Here is a 20,374-nt window from a genome sequence, read left to right on the forward strand (position 1 = left end):
AATCCGCGGTATGGTTTTTCGGCTCGTGCTCGGCTGTGGCTCCGTCGGCCAGCCGATCGTCGAGCAACTCGCGACCAGCGACGGCCGGTTGCTCGTCATCGCGGACGGTCCGAGCCTCGTCGAGACGCTTCGAGACGAGAGCGTTCCGGCGCGTCTCGACGACCCCACCGATCCGGCCGTCCTCGACGGGCTCGAGACGCCCGACGAGATTTTCATCGCGGGCGATCGGACCGACGTCAACCGGACCGCACTCGAGCGGGCCCGCGAGCGGTTTCCGGTCGCCTCGATCGTCGCCTACCTCGGCGGAAACGCGACGGCGTCCGATCGGGAGGCATTCGAATCCCGAGCCGACAGGATCGTCGACCCGACCGAAGCGCTGGCCGCAGACATCGTCGACAAGACGGCCAGCCGGTCGGCGAAACACGCGATCGATCTCCGCGCGCAACTCTCGAGCATCGACGGCCGACTCGGCGTGTTCATGCACGACAACCCGGATCCCGACGCCATCGCGAGCGCGGTCGCGCTCGTCGAGATCGCAGAGCGCGTCGGCCTCGAGGCCGACGCGTGTTACTTCGGCGAGATTTCCCACCAGGAAAACAGGGCCATGGTGAACCTCCTCGAGTTAGAGCTCACGAACTTCACGCGAGACGATCCTCTCGGGGCGTACGACGCGTTCGCGCTGGTCGATCACGCCCGTCCCGGCGTCAACGATCAACTCCCGGAGGAACTCCACGTCGACATCGTGATCGATCACCACCCGCCGCGAGGGCCCGTCGCTGGCGAGTTCGTCGACCTCCGCGAGGAGGCCGGCGCGACGAGTACGATCATGACCGAGTACCTAGAGCGGTTCGGGTTCGAAATCGGATCGCGGATCGCGACGGCGCTGCTCTATGGCATCCGGATCGATACCAACGACTTCGCTCGCGAGGTCTCGGCGATGGACTTCGAGGCGGCCTCGACGCTGTTTCCGTCGGTCGATCAGACCAAAATCGATCAGATCGAACAGCCGACGATCGGCGGCGACACGCTCGAGATAATCGCCCGCGCGATCAAGAACCGCGACCAACGCGAGTCGGTCGCCGTCGCGGGCGTCGGGCGCATCGCGGACCGAGACGCGCTCCCGCAGGCGGCGGATCAACTCCTCGCGATGGACGGCGTGAGTACGACGCTCGTCTTCGGGTTTCGCGACGAGATGGTCTTTCTGTCGGCCCGGTCTCGAGCGAGCAACGTCGACCTCGGCGAGACGCTCCGAGACGCGTTCGATCCGATCGGCAGCGCCGGCGGCCACGCCGACATGGCCGGCGCGCAACTCGAGATCGGAATCCTCGGCGGGGCCGACGACGAGGACGAACTGAACTCGATCTTCAGCGTCATCGAGGAGGTCATCACCGATCGCTTCTTCGAAGCGATTCGGACGCGACCCGGCACGCCGGTCGGGGCCTACGACCGGACCAGCGAGTGGCTGTTTCAGCCGGACGACGGAGAGCGAAACGACGGCGAGTCGGCGTGAAGCAACTCGATCCCAGATCGGCGGGAACGCACAGTACTTTTGCGGTCCGGCAGCGAACGAACGCGTATGGACGTTGTTCCGGAGGGGAAACCGCCGGTCAAAGAGTACATGACACGAGAGGTCGAAACGGTATCGCCCGATTCGACCGTCTACGATGTCGCATCGCGGATCGCCGAGAGCGACGAGCACAGCGGCTTTCCGGTCTGTGACCGGCGTCGGGTCGAAGGGTTCATCAGCGCGCGGGATCTCCTGTTGGCCGACGACAACGAGCCGATTTTCAAGGTGATGACGACCGATATTCTGGTCGCCCATCCCGAGATGAAACTGACCGATGCCGCCCGAGTCATCCTGCGGTCGGGAATCCAGAAACTGCCCGTCGTCGACGACGCCGGCAACCTCGTGGGGATCGTTTCGAACGCCGACGTGATCCGGAGCCAGATCGAGCGGGCCACCCCCGAGAAAGTCGGGAAGCTGATCCGGACCTTAGAGCAGATCCACGAAATCGACCTCACACAGGAGCGACGGACGGTTCCGCTGGCCGACCTGATCCCGACCCAGGGACGGGTCTACGCCGACGAACTCGAGGGACGACGGTACGAACTCGAGAACGGGTTGGCCGAACCGCTCGTCGTCATCGATAACGACGGCACGTTGCTGCTCGCCGACGGGCATCATCGAGTGCTCGCTGCAGACCGGTTATCGATCGACGAAATGGACGCGTACGTCATCGTGACGGACCGAGAGATCGACCTCGGAATGGCGAAGACGGCGGCAAAGGAAGACCTCGAGGGGATCGGCGACATCGACGTCGTCGACTACGCGCGCCACCCGCTCGTCGAGACGACCGAACGATTACAGCCCGACGACGAGTAGACGGAGGGTGAAACCGTAGCGCACTCTCGACCACGCGACCGCGGGACGCGACGACAGCCGATTCGCGTCAGCGATTCTCGACGGACTCTCTCCCACGGTGACGATTCTCGAAGGATACTCACTCGCATCGACGATTCCCGAAGGATTACACCCTCGAGTGCGTAGCCGTCGCCATGAGCACGTGGATCGGTGAGACGTTCACGAGCGACGCCGGCTGGAATCATCTCGAGGAACTAGTCGACATCGGGTCTCGGATGGCGGGCAGCGACGGCGAGCGCGAGGCCGCGGAACGGACGCGGGGGGCGCTCGCCAGCGCCGGCGCGCGAAACGCGCGCCTCGAGTCGTTTGACGTGCAGGGGTGGACCCGCGGCGAAAGTTCGATTCGGAGCGAACAGTCCTCGTCGTCGCTCGGCCTCGAGCACGCCTCGATCGCGCTCCCGCGGAGTCCGTCGGCGACCGCCACCGCCGAACTGGTCGACCTCGGATACGGGCTCCCGGAATCGTTCGCCGAGACGGATATAGACGGGAAGATCGTCATGGTCAGAAGCGACGTTCCGGACCACTACGAGCGCTACGTTCACCGGCGAGAGAAGTACTACCACGCGGTCGACAGCGGTGCGGTCGGGTTCATCTACCGAAACCACGTCGAAGGCTGTCTGCCGCCGACCGGAAGCGTCGGAACGCCGGCCGATCCGATCGGGGAGATCCCGGCGCTGGGCGTCTCGAGCGAGCTCGGCGCGCGACTCGCTCGCCGGTTCGACGGCGAAGAGATCGCGATCGAGGTCGAAGCCGACATCGGCGACGCGACGAGCCAGAACGTCCACGCCGAACTCGGCCCCGAAACGGACGAGCGCGTTCTCGTGACGAGCCACGTCGACGCACACGACATCGCCGAAGGGGCCCTCGACAACGGTGCGGGGACCGCCATGGTCATCGAACTGGCGAACGCCCTCTCTCGGCGCGAGGACGACCTCGAGACGCGAGTGGAGTTCGTCGCCTACGGCGCGGAGGAGGTCGGGCTCGTCGGGTCGGAACACTACGCCGAGCAAGCTACCCACGACGACATCGTTGCCGTCGTCAACAACGACGGCGTCGTCGGCGATCGAACGCTCTCGCTCACCTGTCACGGGTTCGACGGCCTCGAGTCCGCGGCAGAGACGGTTTCGGATCGGTTCGACCACCCGATCGAGACGGACCCCGGCCTCGGCCCGCACAGCGATCACTGGCCGTTCGTCCAGTGGGGCGTGCCGGGCTATCACGTCAAAAGCACGTCCGACGAGGTCGGCCGGGGATGGGGCCACACCTACGCCGACACGCTCGAGAAACTCGAGAAGCGAACGCTGCGCGAACAGGCCGTGTTGTTGACCGAACTCGTCGTCCACCTCGCCAGCGACGAGGTCGCGATCGATCACCGCGCCCCCGACGCGATCGCCGCCGATCTCGAGGAACAGGGTCTGGCCGAGGGGATGCGGATAACCGGCGACTGGCCGTACGACGGCGACGGGAACTGAACGCACATCCGCACGTTTTTGGTCGGGCCGCGGGAACTGACGGCTATGGAATCCGCCGCGTGGACTGCGGGCGACGAGCCGCTCGTCGGCATCGTCGGTACGGACCCCGATTCGTCGGCAGGCGAGCCCTCGCTCGAGGAGTCACTCGAGGGCATCCTCGCAGAATACGACGGATCGGTCGTCCCCGGTGCGGTCGAGACGGTCTGTGGGGCGGACCCGTCTTTCGTCGTCGCACTCGGCGACGCAGCGCTGTTCGAGCTCCTGCAGTCGGGAGCGTGCGCCGACGCACCCGTCCTCCCGGTCGGCTGTCGTCCCGAAACCGAGGGGCCACGACCGGACGGTTTGACAGACGCGGTCAGAACGCTGCTCGAGGGCGATGCGCGCGTTCGCGTCCACCCGGTTCTCGCAGTTGAGATCGGCGACCGACAGCGTCATCGAGCGCTCTGGGACGTCACACTCGCGACCGACGAACCGGCCCGAATTTCCGAGTACAGTATCGAGAGTCGGGGAGAATCGATCGATCGGTTTCGCGCCGACGGCGTCGTCGTCGCGACGCCGGCCGGCAGTCGCGGCTACGCGAACGCCGTCGACGGACCGATACTCTCAGCGGCGGTCGAGGCCGTGGTCGCAGCGCCGATCGCACCGTTCGACACCCACACCGATCGTTGGGTCCTCCCAAACGACGACCTCGTCCTCTCGGTCGAACGCGACGAGAGCGCCGTCGCGGTGTCGGTCGACGGGCGAACGCTCGAGACGATCACCGTCGACACACCTGTCCACATCACCGCGGACGGATCGCTCTCGACGCTCGTAATTCCGGACGAATAGCGGGCTGATGCTCGGGACCCAGCGGTTGGATGGACGAGCCTCCTCTTAGCTGGTGTGAGGCTCTTCGTCCCGGTGGTTGTCGGGATTTTCCTGCTCCAGCGCCTCGTTCTCGCGTTCGACCGACTTGTGTTCGATATCCTGCCGGCGCTGTTCCTCGTCTCGCCGTTCTCGGGCCTCCTTTTCCTCTTCGGTGAGTTCCTCGTCTTCGTCGGCCGTCGTGTCCTCTTTGGCCAGTTCGACGTCTCGACCGTGTTCGTCTTTTTCGGACATACAGGTCACCTCCTGTGATGGGGTAACTGGAGTTCGAACAAAAGCGCGTGGCCGGAACACGCAAGCCGGCTGTGTCTCGAGCGACGACGGTAGCACGGAGACGTTACCAGGGTTCGCCCGACGCCAGGTCGATCTCGCTGTCGCCTTTCTCGGACGGACAGATGTCGGCGAGCACGCAGTCGCCGCAATCGGGGTTCTGCGCGGAACAGATCGCTCGCCCGTGGTCGATACACAGGTGGGTGAACTGCTGCCAGTCGTCCTCGGGGACGATTTCGATCAGAGCCTCCTCGATGCGTTCGGGATAGCTCTCCTCGGTGAGCCCCAGCCGTCTCGAGAGCCGCTGGACGTGCGTGTCGACGACGATTCCCTCGACGATGTCGTGGCCGTGCTGGAGCACCACGTTCGCCGTCTTCCTCCCGACGCCCGGCAGGTCGGTGAGCTCGCTCATCGTGTCCGGAACCTCGCCGTCGTGTTCCTCGACGATTTTCTCACAGGCGTTGCGAATGTACTCTGCCTTGTTGTTGTAGTAGGTGATCGAGTTCAGCGCCTCGGCGAGTTCCTCCTGGGGCGCGTTCGCGTAGTCTTCCGGGCCGTCGTAGGTCTCGAACAGCGGCTCGGTTTCCTTGTTGACCCGTTCGTCCGTACACTGGGCAGAGAGGATGACCGCGATCAACAACTCGAGTCGGTTCGAGTACCGAAGCGAAATCGTCGAGTCGGGGTAGGTTTCCTCCAACCGGTCGACGATTTCTGCGGCCTGCTCGGTCCGCGTCTCACGTGGCGTTCCCATAGCCTCCGCTTGGACTGTCGGGCTTTCAGCGTTCGGATTTGCGATCCGGTCAAATCGATGGTTGGCCGTGCTCGTCGTCGCGTGTGAGGGTGCGTTCGCTGGCGATACCGTGACGAAAGAGAGACACGACAGCACCATCCCGTGACCTTTAAGCGGCCGGTACTCGCCAGTCTGGGTATGAAAGCCACGGCTTTGGCACACCCGATTCAGGGGCTGGTCAAATACCACGGGATGCGCGACGACGTCGAGCGGCTTCCGTACCACGACAGCATCAGCGTCTGTACCGCGCCGAGTCACACCAAGACGACGGCCGAGTTCTCGGCGGAGTACGACGAGGACACCTTCGTCGTCGACGGCGAGGAACTCGATGGGCGTGCCGCCGAGCGCGTCGACGCGGTCCTCGAGAAGGTTCGATCGAAAGCCGACTCGGACCGCGCCGAACAGCCGGTTCGATTGGTGAGCGAGAACGACTTCCAGACGAACGTCGGACTCGGGTCGTCCTCGTCGGGATTCGCCGCCGCGGCGATGGCGCTTTCGGAAGCCGCCGGCATCGACGCGGATCGAGAGGAGATTTCGACGATCGCCCGCGTCGGATCAGCGTCTGCATCGCGAGCGGTGACCGGCGCGTTCTCGCAACTGTACACGGGGTTGAACGACGAGGACTGTCGATCCCGGCGCATCGAGACGGGACTCGAGGACGAACTCAGGACGGTCGTCGGCCTCGTGCCCTACCACAAAGAAACCGAAGACGCCCACGACGAGGCCGCCGACAGTCACATGTTTCAGGCGCGTAACGCGCACATCCACGGCCAGATCGCGGAGATGCGCGACGCGCTCCGAAACGACGACTTCGACGCCGCGTTCGAACTCGCCGAGCACGACTCGCTGTCGCTGGCCGCGACGACGATGACCGGCCCCTCGGGCTGGGTGTACTGGCAGCCGGCGACGCTCGAGATCTTCAACCGCGTTCGGGCGCTCCGCGAGGAAGAAGGCGTTCCGGTCTACTTCTCGACCGACACCGGCGCGAGCGTCTACGTAAATACGACCGAAGAACACGTCGACCGCGTCGAATCGGAAGTCGCAGACTGCGGCGTCGAGACGATGGTCTGGGGCGTCGGCGGCCCCGCGAAGATCCTCGACGCCGACGAACAGTTGTTCTGACTCTCGAGCGTCGACCCTCGGCCGCTGGACAGGTCTCGAGCACGAAAGACGGCACTGTGATAGCTCGCGGGCACCCGGGAATACGCCGGCAGCATCGCTATCCCCGCGCTTCCCGTACTCGAGCCATGAGCGATCAGACGGGAGCGTGGATGGGGCTTCCACAACGAGTGAAACCGCTCGTCACGGCCGGCGTGGTCCTCGGAATGGGACTCGGCGGGTTTTTCGACGGCATCGTCATCCATCAGATCCTCCAGTGGCACCATATGGTCTCCTCGCACGCCGACCCGGCCGTCGCGGGGAACCTCGAGTTGAACGTGATGGCCGACGGGTTCTTCCACGTCGGAACGTACGTCTTCACCGTACTCGGGATCGTCCTGCTGTGGCGAGCGTGGGGGCGACCCGGCGTCCCCAAATCCGGCCGGGCGCTGTTCGGATCGGTGATCCTCGGCTGGGGGCTGTTCAACGTGATCGAAGGGCTCGTCAACCACCACCTCCTCGGGATTCACCACGTCTGGCCGGCCGGTCCCGGAAGCGTGCTCCTCTGGGACCTCGGATTTCTGCTCTGGGGTGGGCTGTTCATCGTCGTGGGCTACGCTGTCGTCCGTCGCGGAACCGGAGTGCAATCGCTCGAGCGCACGCCGGCGGAGGCCGGACAGGGAGAATAGCGTGCTGTTGGAGGCCCATGGAGAGCTCGTCCGGTCCCCGGCGACCTTTCGTTCGCAGGGCCAACCATCAGCCCCGCGTTCGTCCTACTGGGTTTTCATGGTCGAACTCGGATTCACGCTCTCGAGCGAGGAACACGGGCCGAACGAACTCGTCGACTACGCCGTTCACGCCGAGGAGGTCGGTTTCGACTTCCTGTCCATCTCCGATCACTTCCACCCGTGGGTCTCCGCGCAGGGCGAGTCGCCGTTCGTCTGGTCGGTGCTTGGCGCACTGGCCCGGCGGACGGACGAAATCGAGTTCGGCGTCGGCGTCACGTGCCCGATCGTTCGAATCCATCCGGTCAACGTCGCACACGCGGTCGCGACGACACAGGTCATGGCCGACGATCGGTTCACCTTCGCCGTCGGAACGGGCGAGAACTTAAACGAACACGTCACCGGCGAGAAGTGGCCGGAACACGACGTTCGCCTCGAGATGCTCGCCGAGGCCATGGCGCTCATGCGGGCGCTCTGGGCGGGCGAGAACACGAGCCACCACGGCGAGTACTTCACCGCGGAGAACGCTCGTCTGTACACGGTTCCGGAGGAAATTCCCGAGATCGTCGTTTCCGCGTTCGGTCCGGAAACTGCGCAGTTCGCCGGGGAGGACGGAGACGGCCTCTGGACTTCCGGGCCGCGAGCGGAGGTCGTCGACGCCTATGAGGGCGCCGGCGGCGAGGGGCCGAAGTACGCCCAGCTTCACTGCTGTTATGCGGCGACCGAAGACGAGGCGGTCGACACCGTCTACGAGTACTGGCCGAACGGCTCCATCCCCGGCGAACTCGGCCAGGAACTGCCGACGCCAGCACACTTCCAGCAGGCCGCGACGATGGTCGAGCGCGAGGACGTCGCCGAGGGGTCGACCGTCACCGATCCGGACCCGCAGGCCCACATCGACAGCATCGAACAGGCGATCGAGGCCGGTTACGATCACGTCTACGTCCACCAGATCGGCCCCGAACAGGACGACGCCATCGAGTTCTACGCGGAGGAGGTCCTCCCTTCGTTCTCCTGAATCCGCGGCAGCGCGTCTCCTCGTCGGCGCGACCCTGCGTCGGCCAGGCTCCGTTCGAGCTCCATCGGCCCAGCTCCGTTCGAGTTCTCGAGGGATGCGAGCGGCGGAAAACCACCGCTGCCCGATCGAACGCACCCTCGCCGCTTCCCAATGCGTTTTGTCGGTCGACGCCGAATCGAGCCCATGGAGTATACGACACTCGGCGACACGGGTACGACGGTCTCGAGGCTCTGTTTCGGAACGTGGCGATTCGGTCGGGAAACCGGCGGCGTCGTCGAAACCGACCGGGAGGAAGCCCACGACCTGCTCGACGCCGCGAGCGAGCACGGCATCAACTTCATCGACACGGCGAACGTCTACGGCGATCCGAACGGAAAGAGCGAGAAGTGGATCGGCGAGTGGCTCGAGGACCGCTCGCGCGAGGACTACGTCATCGCCTCGAAGGTCTACTTCCCGTTCGACGGCTGGGGCGAACCCGGCCCGAACGACTCCGGACTCGGGCGCAAGCACATCCGCGCCCAGATCGAAGGCACGCTCGATCGACTGGGAACCGACTACCTCGACCTGTACTACATCCACCGCTGGGACGAGGACACGCCGATTCAGGAGACCTTAGAGACGCTGACGGCCCTCGTCGACGAAGGGAAGGTCAACTATCTCGGGGCCTCGAGCATGGCCGCCTGGCAGCTCACCAAGGCACTCTGGACCAGCGACGTCGAGGGGCTACAGCGGTTCGACGTGACTCAGCCGATGGTCAACGCGGCCCAGTACGACACCGTCGCAGAGTACCTCGAGGTCTGTGCGGATCAGGACCTCGCCGTCTGTCCGTACTCACCGCTGGGCGGCGGCTTCCTCACCGGCAAGTACGACCGCGCCGACGATGGCTCGGTCATCGCCCCCGACGGCTCGCGGGGCAGTCTCGACGACATGTTCGACGACTATTACGCGACCGAGCAGGCCTGGGACGTCCTCGAGACCGTCGAGGACGTTGCGGACGAAGTCGGGGCCTCGCCGGCGCAGGTGTCGCTTCGCTGGCTCATGGACCAGAGCGAGTTCACCTGCATCCCGATCGTCGGCGCGAGAACGCCCGACCAACTCGCGGAGAACGTCGGCGCGGTCGAGGTCGAACTCTCCGACGAGCAGTTTGATCGGATCGACGGCGCTCGCGGCGAGGCGGAGTCGTAAGCGGGGGCTGTTTCTTTCGCCGATCGGGGATCGTGGCTGTGCTACCGAAGACTACGCTGGCGCTCTACCCAGAGTTGTCGCGGGAATCAGAGCGGTTCTGTCGGCCTACAGCGCGAGCGCGTCGACGAGCACGGCGACGAGGACGGCTCCGAGGAAGGCGTTGGACGCGTGGAAGGATCGAAACGCGGCGGTCTCGCTCTGCTCGAAGTGGAGCCTGACCGCCGTCCAGAGGAAGATGCCGCCGAAGACGGCGACCGTCGCCGCGTACAGCGCGCCGAGGTCGGTGATCCAGGCGAGCCCAATGGTTCCCAGCAGCGTCGCCGCGATGTAGTAGATGATGTGTTTCCGGGTCTCGGTCTCGCCGCGAACGACGGGCATCATCGGGAACCCGCCTCGAGCGTAGTCGTCGCGGTAGGCCAGCGCGAGGTTATAGAAGTGGGCGGGCGTCCAGAGGAAGATGACCCCCGCCAGCGCGAGCGCCGGCAGTTCGACCGCGTTGGTCACCGCAGCCCAGCCGATGAGGGCGGGCAACGCGCCAGCCAGGCCGCCGATGACGGTGTTCTGGACCGTGTTGGGCTTCAACAGCAGGGTGTAGACCACGCTGTAAAAGAGGATCGCGGCCAGCCCGAGCGCCGCGGCGAGCGCGTTGATCGTCAGAAAGATGCCCACCGACGCAGCCGTCAAGAACGCGCCGAACGCCAGCGCTCGCCGGACAGGGATCAGATCGGTCGCGAGCGGACGGTCGGCCGTCCGGGACATCTTCTGGTCGATGTCGCGCTCTAACACGTGGTTGAACGTCCCCGACGCGCCGATCGAGAGCACGCCGCCACCGAGCGTGGCGACGATGGTTCCGACCTCGAGATCCCGGCCCGCCGCGAGCGCCATCCCCGCCGCCGCGACGAGACAGAGCAGCCACATCAGCCGCGGCTTCATCATCTTGAAGTACGCGAAGGCGGTCAAGCGGGCGCGCTCGAGTCGACCCGTCGGAAGTGTTCGCTCCGGTACTGCGGCGGGGTCGATTGGCTCGGGCTCCGGTGGCGACTCGATCGCGTCGTCGTCGCTGCCCGTCGTCCGCTCTAGGTCCCAGGCGAGTGCGAGAACGACGATCGAGAAGATGGCGATCCCGAGTCCGAGGTGGAGGCCAGGGAGAATCGCCGCGGAGCCGACGGTCGCCGTGACGGCACCGACGCCGATCTGAATCAGATAGAGCACGAACGAAACGACCAGCACCGCGGTGACCCGACGCGAGGCGTCGCCGGCGACGGCGGCTGCGACGGTGATCGCGGCCAGCGCGCCGACGACGGCCGCCGTGAGTCGGTGTCCCCAGACGATAGCCAGTTCCGTCTGGCTCACCGGATCGACGGGAGCGCTACAGAGCGGCCACGTCGAGCAGGTCGTCGCGGCGTTCGTAATCGAGGTCGTGGCACCGATGATCAAGAGCAGATAGATCCCGAGGGCAGTCCCGGCTAGCAGTGCTGAGAATCGCCGCTGGGTCTCGATCGGCCAGGGATAGGAATCGGATGCCACGGTGTCGTTACATCGAACTTCGCCTCTGTGTACTTATGCGTCCCGCTTTCTGCCATTCGAGCGTACCGTTGCCTCGATTCGAACGAACATGTTCACCCGGATCGTCGACGACACGAGGGCGTTCGATCAACGTGACTTCACCGACGGACACCATCGACAGACTCACATCCCCATATCGGCCGCCGCGTCCGGAACCGGCAACTCGTGGGGCGAGACGCCGAGTAGCTCCCCCACGTGGTCCAGCGCCATCTCGAAGCCGTAGTAGCGCTCGAGTTCGTCCCCCGTCGCGGTGGGCCGAACCTTCAGCATGGCGTATCCCTCGCGGTTCTGTGCCACCGCAGCCGTGGCCCGACCGTCCGCAGCGGCGTCGGAACTGAACTCGAGGAGCCGCTCACTTTCGGTCTCGCGATAGGTCGCCGTAATCCCATTGCTGGTCGCCGTTCGCTCGTCGCTAGTCGCCGTTCGTTCCTCGTCTGTCATACCCTCTCTCGAGCGTCGACGAACGGAAGAGTATCGGTTTCGACGGCCGGTCCGAGTCGAACCAGTCGGGTGATTCCGCGCCGGATCGACATCGCTTTGTCACTTCACTGGAGAATGCCCCTCGTGAGTGTGCAGTGAGCGCCGAGGAGTCAGCCGGTTCCCTCCACACCCTCGAGACGTTCCGAGTGACGCGGACAGTCGCGGCTCAGTGGGTCGTCGTCTCGACGATCGGCTTCTTCGCGTTCGGCTACCTGTTCGCGGGCGTTCGCGCCTGGCTCCGAGGCCGTCCGCTCGAGCCGATCGTGCTCCCGATCTCCGCACACCCGACGACGCTCGAGTTCCTCGGCGGCTTCGGGCTGCTCGTCGCGCTCGTCATCGCGCTCCACGAAGCGATTCACGGGCTCGCGATGAGCGCCTTCGGGAGGGAGCCGACGTACGGGTTCGGGCTCTCTCACGTCATCGTTCCCTACGCCTACGCCGATTCCGACGGCGGCTACACGCGCGACCAGATGCTCGCCGTCTTGCTCGCTCCCGTCATCGGCATCTCGGCACTCGGCGTGCTGGTGATGAGCGCGTATCCATCGCCCGTACTCGTCGTCGCTCTCGCCGCCAACGCCGCGGGTTCGATCGGCGACCTCTGGATGGCCTCGATCCTCGTCCGTTTCCCGGAGGGCGTCCGCGTCGGTCCGCTGCCGGATCGAGCGCCGGACGGGCGGGGGATGGGGATCTACGGCTCGAGCGCGTCTCAGGGCCGGGTGACTGCGCGCTCGAGGCTCGCCTCGGCGTTTCTCGTCGGCGCGGTTGGGACCCTCGTCCTGCTCGTCGTCGGCATGGTCGGAACGGTCCTGCTCTCGCTGGCGCTCGGCACGGGGACGGTGGTCGTCGGCGATCCGGACGGTCGCTGGTTCCTGTTCGCCCACGAGATCAGCCGCGAAACCCGGCAGGTGAGACTTCGGATCGGCGTCGAGGTGATACTCGCGGCGATGAGCCTCGGCGGAGCTCTCTGGACGGTCACGGTCGGCGGTGTGGAACTGTTGCGATCGTAAATCACCGCGAGCTACCTCGACACCGTCCGAAAGCGCGAGGTTGGACCCGACTACGGCTGTCTTCGACGGGAGAAATCGTAACGTTAGAGCACCTTCGCTGCGGACGAGACCCATGACGAAGTGGATCCGGAGCGGGCGGCGGCGGGATATCTGTTATCTGCTCGCGGCCGAGGGCGAGCGGCGCGGCCAGCAACTCAAATCCGACCTCGAGTCCCACTACGACGAGCGACTGGAGCCGTCGTCGTTCTACGGAACCCTGTCCGCGATGGTCGAGGCGGGGCTGGTCGAGACCAGAACGGAGGGACTCGCCGACGTCTACTCGCTGACCGCGGTCGGCGAGGACCGCCTCGAGGAACACGTCCGGTGGGTCGAGTCGTGTCTCGAGACAGAATGAGGTGGGACCGAACGAGACGTGGTCCTGGCCCGTCTCGAACCCGAATGAGACGGGACTGTGCGAGACGAGGCCCCAGCGCGTCTCGAGGCTGGTGAGACGAGGGCGTCACTGACCGCTGATCGGGGGTCACTGAATCGTGTAGCGGACGATCTCCTCGCAGTCACACTCCGGGCAGTTCGCCGCGGTCGAACCGACCGTGGTGCCACAGCGTCGACACTCCTCGACGACCATCGCGCTCGAGCGGCGAAAGAGCACCGTTTTCAGAACGTCTCTCACGCCGTCTCACCGCGTCGGGTTGGTCCGCGCATACTCGAGCACATCGGCAGGACGGGGTTTGTTATTGTCACGCTACCGTGATAGTCACCGAATCAAAGGTATGATTTACCACATATTTTGCCGTCACTGTGGCGGGTTCCCGTACCACGGTAAAACGCGATATTCGGCCGTTTGAACCGAGATTTACTACAGAATAGAATAATTTCGACCGGCCGGACCATCAGAGATTTATAGCGGCCTGTTGGACCACCACGTAGATGATACCGATCGACGATTCTCCGATCGTCCGCGACGGCAAATCACTCATTCTTGCGATGGACCACGGCCTAGAACACGGGCCGGTCGATTTTGAAGACGTGCCCGAGAAACTCGACCCGGCGACCGTCTTCGAGACGGCGACGCACGACGCCGTGACCGCGATGGCCGTCCAGAAGGGGATCGCGGAGGGATACTATCCGAGCTACGAGGACGACGTTAACCTCCTGTTGAAGCTAAACGGCACCTCGAACCTCTGGATGGGCGAACCCGACTCGCCGGTCAACTGCTCGGTCGAGTACGCCGCCGAGCTCGGTGCCGACGCGGTCGGATTCACCGTCTACAGCGGCTCGAACCACGAGGTGGAGATGTTCGAGGAGTTCCGAGACGCACAGGAGAACGCCCGTGACCACGACCTCCCAGTCGTCATGTGGTCGTATCCGCGCGGACAGGGCCTGAAAAACGACACCAAACCGAGCACCATCTCCTACGCGACTCGCATCGCCCTCGAGGTCGGCGCGGACATCGTGAAGGTGAAATACCCGGGTAGTCCCGACGCCATGCGACACGCCTGCAAAGCCGCAGGAGACATGAACGTCGTCATGAGCGGGGGCTCGAAGACGTCCGACTACGAGTTCCTCTCGACGGTCGAAGCGGCCGTCGACGCCGGCTGTACCGGGCTGGCGGTCGGGCGGAACGTCTGGCAGCGCGAGGACCCGACGAAACTGCTCGACGCCCTCGAGAAAGTCATCTACGACGAGGAGAGCGCGGAAGCCGCACTCGAGGAATGACCGACCCGAACCCCGACGTCCGCGCCGGCACCGACTCGTCCGAATCCCGACGCGAGTCGGGCGGGGACGAACTCGAGGCGGCGGTCGACGCCGTCGTCTCGACGGTCGCACGAACCGCGGTCGACGTTCGACAGGGTCTCGTCGGCCGCCGCGGAAAAACCGCGAGTGAGAACCCGAGCGGGGAGAGCCAGGCCGAAGCCGACGTGTACGCGGACGAACTGCTCTGTGACCGACTCGGATCGCTCGCGGCCGTCGGCCAGTACGCGAGCGAAGAGCGAGCCAAGTGCATCGACTGCGGGCCGACGCCCGGATCCGATAGCGCGTCGGACGCCGACGACGGTCTCGAGCGGACGGTCTCGGTCGCCGTCGACCCGCTCGACGGCTCGTCGAATCTGGCGTCGAACAACGCCATGGGGACCATCTTCGGGATCTACGACGCGACGCTTCCCGCCGCCGGACGCGACCTCATCGCTTCGGGGTACGTTCTCTACGGCCCGATCACGACGATGGTCGTCGCCGACGACAGCGGCGTCACCGAGTACGAACTCACCGGCGGCGAACGGACGGTCATCCGCGACGACGTCACGCTGCCCGAAGACCCCGTCGTCTACGGCTTCGGCGGGCGCGTCCCCGACTGGCCGGCGGACTTTCGCGAGTACGCGCGAGCGATCGAAGACGAACTGAAACTCCGCTACGGCGGCGCGATGATCGCCGACGTCAACCAGGTGCTGACCTACGGGGGCGTGTTCGCGTACCCGGCCCTCGAGTCGCGCTCGGCGGGCAAACTCAGACTCCAGTTCGAGGGGATTCCGATCGGCTACATCCTCGAACGAGCGGGCGGGCGCTCCTCGGACGGCGACCGATCCCTGCTCGATGTTCGGCCGGAGTCGCTTCACGACCGAACGCCGGTCCACGTCGGCAACGCCGACCTGATCGGCCGTCTCGAGTCGACGCTCGAGTGAACGCCGCTGTGTCCCGCCGCTTACGGGTCGTCCGACTCGAACCACGACGCGGTGATACTTACGTAGACTGCGACGCCACCCAATAACAGCGCGTAGAACGCCCAGATCGGCCACCCCGTCGAGAGAAACAAAAGCGTCAGGAAGAGCACCCAGAGACCGAGGACGACGGCGTCTCCGAGGAGGCGGATGCCGGCCCGCAGCGTTTCGGTGAGTGCGGTAGTCATCGTAGTCCTGTCAAGTAGCGATTTGCACTCAGAAGTGATACCCCAGCGATTCGTTCACCCGATAGGCCGAGACACCCCAGACGTAACTCTGGCCCGGCCACCAGGTTCGAGCGTTGTTGAACCCCGCGACGAGGACGCTCTCTTCGGGATCTTCCGGGTCCGGGTGATAGCTAACGGAGCCGCTATCGCCGTCGATCAGGTCCATCTCGCTGCCCCAGCGGATCTGTCCGTGGCGACAGAAGTTGTCGGTAAAGCAGGTCACGGCGTCGATACCCTGAATTTCGCCGGTCGTGTGGCCCGTCATCGCGCCGACCTTCTCGAGCGGTTCGCCGCGGGCGAGCAGGTCGGCGAGTCCCCAGCGGGTGTACTGGCCGGTGATAGTCGACGGCGGCGACGTGTCGATTCGGTTGATCGGGTCGAGGCGACCGCTCGGTTCGACGGCGACGATGTCCGCGATCGGGTGGTCGAAGCGAACGGTTCCGAGGTCGAACGACTCCTCCGTTTCCGTCGGCAGCGTGAGCGCTTCTCCCACGACGGTCGCTTCGTCGTCGAAGGCGTGCTCTGCGGTGACGAAAAACGACGATCCTGATTCGGGGTCGTACATCGCAGGTCCGAGCGTCGCCATGGTCGAGTCGGTTTCGCAGGTGACTCCGCCCGGCGCGGTCCCGTTCGCGGCGTCTCGAGCGAGACGGGGCTGTCGGATCGATCTGTCGGCGCCGTCTCTGAACTCCTCGAACGTCTCGAACTCCTCGTCCTCGAAGCGTTCGATCTCGAGTCCGAGGCTATCGGAGACGGTGCCGATCAGATCGCCGATAAACCCGGAGTCGCCGGTGACGCCGATGGTCACCGACGCGGTCCCGCTCCGGTAGTCGCCGGGAACGACCGCGCTCCCGAGATAGCCCATCACCCGCGACGACGCGAGTATCTCGTTGACCTCGAATGCCTTCTCGACGGCGGCGTACCACTCGGCCGGGACCGTTCGCGTCCGCTTCTCGAGCGAAAACGGGTCGTCGGTTCGGTCTCGAGCCAGCGCGGTGACGACCGGCACGTCGCCGTCGTCGGTCTCGAGAAAGTCGTCCACGCCGAGAAGCTGCGCCATGCCCACGGCGTACCCGGCGCTTGCGAGTGTGCGAACGAACTCTCGGCGGTCCATTCCGGCGTCCAATCGCTCGCGAATCGTCGACAGCCGGTGAACGACGGTCTCAGTATCTTTTTCCGACATGTAACCTAACGGACGCGATGTCGGCCGCTCACCCGGCGACAAGAGAGCGGCGGCGACGGTACGTGCGAACGAACTACGAAAACGGGCATACACCTTCTGCCTGCAACTGCCGCTTCATACGACCAGCACACAGCCGACCCTCTCGGATACGGCTCGAGTCATACATAAAACATGGATAGTTTAACGCGAAGAATAGTGTCGGGCGTCCCCGTAATGATACGTGTCCCTGCGTTGGTGACCGCGGGGACTGCCCTCCCGACGCTCCCGAACGCGATCTCCCCCCACTGTTCGGGCGTCTTCGAGACCGGACGAACTCGTACCTGCGTTCGGTCGGCCGACGACGTACTCGAGACGCGTGTCCTCGGCTGCCGTGTCGTGAAGCGGGAGACGAGCCGAAACGTATCGGGAATACAGGGAGTTAACGCTCGTCTCCCCTTTCACTCCGAGGATTTATTTCTTTAATTATTTAATCATCAAAAGGGAAAACGGTTTCAAGATATCTGTCGCAGGCTTTGGCATGCACGTTCGTATCGCCGACGGCGCGAGCGAGGCGGAAGCGACGGCCATCGCGACGGCGCTGGTCGAACACGTCGGCGTCGACATCGAAGTCTACGTGGGCGATGAAGCCAAACCGACGGTCGTTCGCGAGGTCGACTCGAGCGCGGACGAGACGCCGGCGTCTACGGGCACCGCAAGCGGTGACCAGCATACTCAGGAAGCGAGTCCGGCCGCGACGGGTACGACGGCGAATCGGTCGTCGGACTCGTCTGAGCCGACCGATCGCGAAGAGCGTCTGTGGGCGGAAATCGAAGACATCCTCGAGGGGGGTCCACGGAAGTACAGAGAACAGCTCTCGTCGGAAGGGAAGTTGTTCGTCCGGGACCGCCTCGAGTACTGGTTCTCGGGCCCGGAGGACGAGTTCCTGTTCGAAGACGGGAAGTTCGCGGCGTTCGACGAGTGGCACCCCGACGGCGTCGAGACGGACGACTCGGGAGAGAGCGACAACAGGCTGCCGGCCGACGGACTCATCACTGGAGCGGCGACGTTCGAGGGCCGGGACGTCCACGTCATGGCCAACGATTACACCGTCAAACGGGGGAGCATGGCCGAGAAAGGGGTCGAGAAGTTCCTCCGGATGCAACAGCGGGCGCTGAAAACCGGCAACCCCGTACTGTACTTGATGGACTCCTCGGGCGGTCGAATCGACCAGCAGACGGGCTTCTTCGCCAACCGGGAGGGGATCGGCAAGTACTACTACAACCACTCGATGCTCTCGGGTCGAGTCCCGCAGATCTGCGTGCTCTATGGCCCCTGTATCGCCGGCGCGGCCTACACGCCGGTCTTCGCCGATTTCACCGTGATGGTCGAGGGAATGTCCGCGATGGCCATCGCCTCCCCGCGGATGGTGCAGATGGTCACCGGCGAGGAGATCGACTTACAGGAACTCGGCGGCCCGGCCGTCCACGCGCGGGAATCGGGCTCGGCGGATCTCGTCGCTCGAGACGAGGAACACGCCCGCGAACTCGTCGCGAAGCTGCTCTCGTATCTGCCGAGCAACGCCGACGAGACGCCGCCTCGAGTCGAGGGTCAGTCGCCGGCTTCCTCGCCCGCGGGGATCGACGCGGTGGTTCCCGAGCGGCCGAACGCGAGTTACGATATGAACGCGGTGATCGAGCGCATCGTCGACGCGGATTCGACGCTCGAGATCGGATCGGAGTACGGCGACGAGATCGTCACGGCGTTCGCCCGGATCGACGGGAGACCGGTAGGCATCGTGGCCAACCAGCCGGCACGGCGCGCGGGGGCGATCTTCCCGGACGCGGCCGAGAAGGCTGCCCGGTTCATCTGGACTGCGGACGCGTTCAACGTCCCCCTGCTGTACCTCTGTGACACGCCGGGTTTCATGGCCGGGTCGCAGGTCGAGAAGGAGGGGATCCTCGAGAAGGGAAAGAAGCTGATCTACGCGACCGCCTCGGCGACGGTCCCACAGCAGACGGTGATAGTCAGGAAAGCCTACGGTGCGGGGATCTACGCGATGGGCGGGCCGGCCTACGACCCCGAGAGCGTCATCGGTCTCCCCTCCGGAGAGATCGCGATCATGGGCCCCGAAGCGGCGATCAACGCGGTGTACGCCCGAAAGCTTGCCGCGGTCGACGATCCCGACGAGCGCGAGGCCCTCGAGCGAGAGCTTCGGGAAGCCTACCGCGAGGACATCGACATCCATCGCATGGCCAGCGACGTCGTCATCGACGAGATCGTTCCCCCGAGCACGCTCCGGACGGAACTCGAGAACCGCTTCGAGTTCTACGCCGACGTCGAGAAATCGCTCCCGAGCAAGAAACACGGCACGGTTCTGTGACCGGCGGCGGGGACGGTCAACAGGACAGCGAAACGAAGCGACGGCGACGCAGAATGGTCGTCGAACACGACGGACACTCGTAGACGTCTCGAGTGGGCCGTTCGCGGATGATCCAATCGCCCGTTACGGGACTTTCGTGTCCGCAGTCGGGACAGAAGAGGACGCCTTTCTTCGGCGGGTCCTCGTCGGGGGTGGGAGGGCGCTGACTCATGGTGAATACACTGGGAACCGCACGGTAAAAACGCTGTCCACGATGAATTATCCTGATGGTTCGGTCGAGAGAGCGGTCTCGAAACGCGCCGAGATCTCACGTTGTGAGTTCGCGCTGAGATCGATCCGGATCGGCGGGCGGTAAGCGAACCCTTCCACGACCGAACGCAGAGTCGCGAGCCGACCTCGCCGCAGATCGAGAGCTACGGGTCACTTAACAATACGTCGGTCGGTAGAGCGGGCGTTCGAACGGCCGCTCCGTGACACCGTGGGAGGCTCGAGACGGTCCATCGCCGGTGGACGGTCACCGACGCCAGCCGGTTCGACTCCGGTCAGGGGCCTATGCGTTCGATTGCCGGGTTCGCGAGAGCGGCCGACACGGAGGCGTCGCCGATCGAACTCGAGGGGCTACTGTGGGTCGCCGTTGGTGCGGCCCTGATCGGAGACGTCGTCACGACGTTCGTCGGACTCCACCTCGGACTCGCCGAATCGAACCCGATCGCTCATGGCGCGATCGACGGCTACGGTCCGGCGGGCATGGTCGGGTTGAAGCTGATCGCGGTCGCCGTCGGCATCGGGTGTCGATCCTTGCTCCCCGAGGAGTACCGACCGATCGTGCCGGCGGGACTGGCCCTGCCGTGGCTGGTCGCGATCGGTATCAACCTCTACATGATCTCGAGCGTCGTGTAAGCGGCTCGAGGGAAACGGGTTACGGGGAAGCAAGGAGAAAGGTTCGCGCTTTAGCGCGCGATGAATCCGCCAATACCCTCCATCCCGAAGTTCG

At 65.0% G+C, this 20,374-nt stretch carries 22 protein-coding genes; 14 read left to right on the plus strand and 8 right to left on the minus strand.

What is annotated here, in order from left to right:
• Nucleotides 1–10: 10 nt before the first annotated feature.
• From BM348_RS11240 to BM348_RS11255, 4 genes are all read left to right on the plus strand, one after another.
• Entirely contained in the window at nt 11–1,510 is a 1,500-nt protein-coding gene (locus BM348_RS11240; protein ID WP_092904908.1) for a DHH family phosphoesterase, read from the plus strand.
• A 66-nt stretch (nt 1,511–1,576) separates the two neighbouring features.
• Entirely contained in the window at nt 1,577–2,383 is an 807-nt protein-coding gene (locus BM348_RS11245) for a CBS domain-containing protein (RefSeq protein ID WP_092904909.1), read from the plus strand.
• A 173-nt stretch (nt 2,384–2,556) separates the two neighbouring features.
• Nucleotides 2,557–3,894 (plus strand): M28 family peptidase, encoded by a 1,338-nt coding sequence (locus BM348_RS11250; protein WP_092904910.1) that lies wholly within the window; start codon nt 2,557–2,559, stop codon nt 3,892–3,894.
• Between the two features lie 45 nt (nt 3,895–3,939).
• Nucleotides 3,940–4,722 carry an NAD(+)/NADH kinase gene (locus BM348_RS11255; RefSeq protein ID WP_092904911.1) on the plus strand — a complete coding sequence of 261 codons (783 nt, stop codon included), beginning with the start codon at nt 3,940–3,942 and terminating at the stop codon, nt 4,720–4,722.
• A gap of 45 nt (nt 4,723–4,767) precedes the next feature.
• Here BM348_RS11255 and BM348_RS11260 read toward each other — a convergent pair whose 3' ends face one another.
• Nucleotides 4,768–4,992: a hypothetical protein gene (locus BM348_RS11260; protein ID WP_092904912.1), complete on the minus strand. Its 225-nt coding sequence runs from the start codon at nt 4,990–4,992 to the stop codon at nt 4,768–4,770.
• Between the two features lie 103 nt (nt 4,993–5,095).
• Nucleotides 5,096–5,779 (minus strand): endonuclease III, encoded by a 684-nt coding sequence (gene nth / locus BM348_RS11265; RefSeq protein ID WP_092904913.1) that lies wholly within the window; start codon nt 5,777–5,779, stop codon nt 5,096–5,098.
• Between the two features lie 177 nt (nt 5,780–5,956).
• Between nth and mvaD the strand changes: the two genes are divergently transcribed.
• The 4 genes from mvaD to BM348_RS11285 all read left to right on the plus strand — a co-directional run bounded on the left by mvaD (nt 5,957) and on the right by BM348_RS11285 (nt 9,844).
• Nucleotides 5,957–6,940: a phosphomevalonate decarboxylase MvaD gene (gene mvaD, locus BM348_RS11270; RefSeq protein ID WP_092904914.1), complete on the plus strand. Its 984-nt coding sequence runs from the start codon at nt 5,957–5,959 to the stop codon at nt 6,938–6,940.
• Between the two features lie 125 nt (nt 6,941–7,065).
• Nucleotides 7,066–7,605 carry a DUF2243 domain-containing protein gene (locus BM348_RS11275; RefSeq protein WP_092904915.1) on the plus strand — a complete coding sequence of 180 codons (540 nt, stop codon included), beginning with the start codon at nt 7,066–7,068 and terminating at the stop codon, nt 7,603–7,605.
• Nucleotides 7,606–7,702: 97 nt separating this feature from the next.
• Nucleotides 7,703–8,659, plus strand: coding sequence for a TIGR03557 family F420-dependent LLM class oxidoreductase (locus BM348_RS11280; RefSeq protein ID WP_092904916.1), 957 nt, complete (start codon nt 7,703–7,705; stop codon nt 8,657–8,659).
• 183 nt (nt 8,660–8,842) lie between these two features.
• A complete protein-coding gene (locus BM348_RS11285) occupies nt 8,843–9,844 on the plus strand; it encodes an aldo/keto reductase (protein WP_092904917.1) in 1,002 nt (333 codons plus the stop codon).
• 105 nt (nt 9,845–9,949) lie between these two features.
• On the opposite strand, the gene BM348_RS11290 is transcribed toward BM348_RS11285, so the two are convergent.
• Both BM348_RS11290 and BM348_RS11295 read right to left on the minus strand, forming a co-directional pair.
• On the minus strand, nt 9,950–11,371 hold the full coding sequence (locus BM348_RS11290) for a heme o synthase (RefSeq protein WP_092904918.1): 1,422 nt from the start codon (nt 11,369–11,371) through the stop codon (nt 9,950–9,952).
• Nucleotides 11,372–11,533: 162 nt separating this feature from the next.
• On the minus strand, nt 11,534–11,851 hold the full coding sequence (locus BM348_RS11295; protein WP_092904919.1) for a DUF7111 family protein: 318 nt from the start codon (nt 11,849–11,851) through the stop codon (nt 11,534–11,536).
• Nucleotides 11,852–11,985: 134 nt separating this feature from the next.
• Between BM348_RS11295 and BM348_RS11300 the strand changes: the two genes are divergently transcribed.
• Both BM348_RS11300 and BM348_RS11305 read left to right on the plus strand, forming a co-directional pair.
• Complete coding sequence (locus BM348_RS11300; protein WP_092904920.1) at nt 11,986–12,897, plus strand: DUF3267 domain-containing protein; 912 nt, start codon at nt 11,986–11,988, stop codon at nt 12,895–12,897.
• A gap of 112 nt (nt 12,898–13,009) precedes the next feature.
• Nucleotides 13,010–13,291: a PadR family transcriptional regulator gene (locus tag BM348_RS11305; RefSeq protein WP_092904921.1), complete on the plus strand. Its 282-nt coding sequence runs from the start codon at nt 13,010–13,012 to the stop codon at nt 13,289–13,291.
• A 126-nt stretch (nt 13,292–13,417) separates the two neighbouring features.
• Here BM348_RS11305 and BM348_RS21355 read toward each other — a convergent pair whose 3' ends face one another.
• A complete protein-coding gene (locus tag BM348_RS21355; protein WP_175507168.1) occupies nt 13,418–13,567 on the minus strand; it encodes a hypothetical protein in 150 nt (49 codons plus the stop codon).
• A 257-nt stretch (nt 13,568–13,824) separates the two neighbouring features.
• On the opposite strand from BM348_RS21355, the gene BM348_RS11310 reads away from it, so the two are divergent.
• Nucleotides 13,825–14,613, plus strand: coding sequence for a class I fructose-bisphosphate aldolase (locus BM348_RS11310; RefSeq protein WP_092904922.1), 789 nt, complete (start codon nt 13,825–13,827; stop codon nt 14,611–14,613).
• Entirely contained in the window at nt 14,610–15,575 is a 966-nt protein-coding gene (locus tag BM348_RS11315) for a class 1 fructose-bisphosphatase (protein WP_092904923.1), read from the plus strand. The genes BM348_RS11310 and BM348_RS11315 overlap by 4 nt, the downstream gene beginning before the upstream one ends.
• Before the next feature lie 20 nt (nt 15,576–15,595).
• Here the strand turns inward: BM348_RS11315 and BM348_RS11320 are convergent, their stop codons facing one another.
• A complete protein-coding gene (locus BM348_RS11320; protein WP_092904924.1) occupies nt 15,596–15,799 on the minus strand; it encodes a hypothetical protein in 204 nt (67 codons plus the stop codon).
• A 28-nt stretch (nt 15,800–15,827) separates the two neighbouring features.
• Nucleotides 15,828–17,021: a hypothetical protein gene (locus BM348_RS11325; RefSeq protein WP_092904925.1), complete on the minus strand. Its 1,194-nt coding sequence runs from the start codon at nt 17,019–17,021 to the stop codon at nt 15,828–15,830.
• Nucleotides 17,022–17,538: 517 nt separating this feature from the next.
• Here BM348_RS11325 and BM348_RS11330 point away from each other — a divergent pair.
• Nucleotides 17,539–19,380 (plus strand): acyl-CoA carboxylase subunit beta, encoded by a 1,842-nt coding sequence (locus BM348_RS11330; protein WP_092904926.1) that lies wholly within the window; start codon nt 17,539–17,541, stop codon nt 19,378–19,380.
• A gap of 16 nt (nt 19,381–19,396) precedes the next feature.
• Here BM348_RS11330 and BM348_RS11335 read toward each other — a convergent pair whose 3' ends face one another.
• Nucleotides 19,397–19,591, minus strand: a complete 195-nt coding sequence (locus tag BM348_RS11335; protein WP_092904927.1) for a hypothetical protein — start codon at nt 19,589–19,591, stop codon at nt 19,397–19,399.
• A 341-nt stretch (nt 19,592–19,932) separates the two neighbouring features.
• Here BM348_RS11335 and BM348_RS11340 point away from each other — a divergent pair, with 341 nt between their 5' ends.
• Nucleotides 19,933–20,280, plus strand: coding sequence for a DUF5658 family protein (locus BM348_RS11340; protein ID WP_092904928.1), 348 nt, complete (start codon nt 19,933–19,935; stop codon nt 20,278–20,280).
• Nucleotides 20,281–20,374 lie beyond the last annotated feature (94 nt).

It is taken from the genome of Halostagnicola kamekurae (assembly GCF_900116205.1).
GTDB classification, from domain to species: Archaea; Halobacteriota; Halobacteria; order Halobacteriales; family Natrialbaceae; genus Halostagnicola; species Halostagnicola kamekurae.

What these genes read in the sequence shown, in the direction of transcription:
- BM348_RS11240 (WP_092904908.1), top strand. Translation starts at nt 11, where the DNA reads ATGGTTTTTCGGCTCGTGCTCGGCTGTGGCTCCGTCGGCCAGCCGATC.
- BM348_RS11245 (WP_092904909.1), top strand. Translation starts at nt 1,577, where the DNA reads ATGGACGTTGTTCCGGAGGGGAAACCGCCGGTCAAAGAGTACATGACA.
- BM348_RS11250 (WP_092904910.1), top strand. Translation starts at nt 2,557, where the DNA reads ATGAGCACGTGGATCGGTGAGACGTTCACGAGCGACGCCGGCTGGAAT.
- BM348_RS11255 (WP_092904911.1), top strand. Translation starts at nt 3,940, where the DNA reads ATGGAATCCGCCGCGTGGACTGCGGGCGACGAGCCGCTCGTCGGCATC.
- BM348_RS11260 (WP_092904912.1), bottom strand. Translation starts at nt 4,992, where the DNA reads ATGTCCGAAAAAGACGAACACGGTCGAGACGTCGAACTGGCCAAAGAG.
- nth (WP_092904913.1), bottom strand. Translation starts at nt 5,779, where the DNA reads ATGGGAACGCCACGTGAGACGCGGACCGAGCAGGCCGCAGAAATCGTC.
- mvaD (WP_092904914.1), top strand. Translation starts at nt 5,957, where the DNA reads ATGAAAGCCACGGCTTTGGCACACCCGATTCAGGGGCTGGTCAAATAC.
- BM348_RS11275 (WP_092904915.1), top strand. Translation starts at nt 7,066, where the DNA reads ATGAGCGATCAGACGGGAGCGTGGATGGGGCTTCCACAACGAGTGAAA.
- BM348_RS11280 (WP_092904916.1), top strand. Translation starts at nt 7,703, where the DNA reads ATGGTCGAACTCGGATTCACGCTCTCGAGCGAGGAACACGGGCCGAAC.
- BM348_RS11285 (WP_092904917.1), top strand. Translation starts at nt 8,843, where the DNA reads ATGGAGTATACGACACTCGGCGACACGGGTACGACGGTCTCGAGGCTC.
- BM348_RS11295 (WP_092904919.1), bottom strand. Translation starts at nt 11,851, where the DNA reads ATGACAGACGAGGAACGAACGGCGACTAGCGACGAGCGAACGGCGACC.
- BM348_RS11305 (WP_092904921.1), top strand. Translation starts at nt 13,010, where the DNA reads ATGACGAAGTGGATCCGGAGCGGGCGGCGGCGGGATATCTGTTATCTG.
- BM348_RS11310 (WP_092904922.1), top strand. Translation starts at nt 13,825, where the DNA reads ATGATACCGATCGACGATTCTCCGATCGTCCGCGACGGCAAATCACTC.
- BM348_RS11315 (WP_092904923.1), top strand. Translation starts at nt 14,610, where the DNA reads ATGACCGACCCGAACCCCGACGTCCGCGCCGGCACCGACTCGTCCGAA.
- BM348_RS11320 (WP_092904924.1), bottom strand. Translation starts at nt 15,799, where the DNA reads ATGACTACCGCACTCACCGAAACGCTGCGGGCCGGCATCCGCCTCCTC.
- BM348_RS11325 (WP_092904925.1), bottom strand. Translation starts at nt 17,021, where the DNA reads ATGTCGGAAAAAGATACTGAGACCGTCGTTCACCGGCTGTCGACGATT.
- BM348_RS11330 (WP_092904926.1), top strand. Translation starts at nt 17,539, where the DNA reads ATGCACGTTCGTATCGCCGACGGCGCGAGCGAGGCGGAAGCGACGGCC.
- BM348_RS11335 (WP_092904927.1), bottom strand. Translation starts at nt 19,591, where the DNA reads ATGAGTCAGCGCCCTCCCACCCCCGACGAGGACCCGCCGAAGAAAGGC.
- BM348_RS11340 (WP_092904928.1), top strand. Translation starts at nt 19,933, where the DNA reads ATGCGTTCGATTGCCGGGTTCGCGAGAGCGGCCGACACGGAGGCGTCG.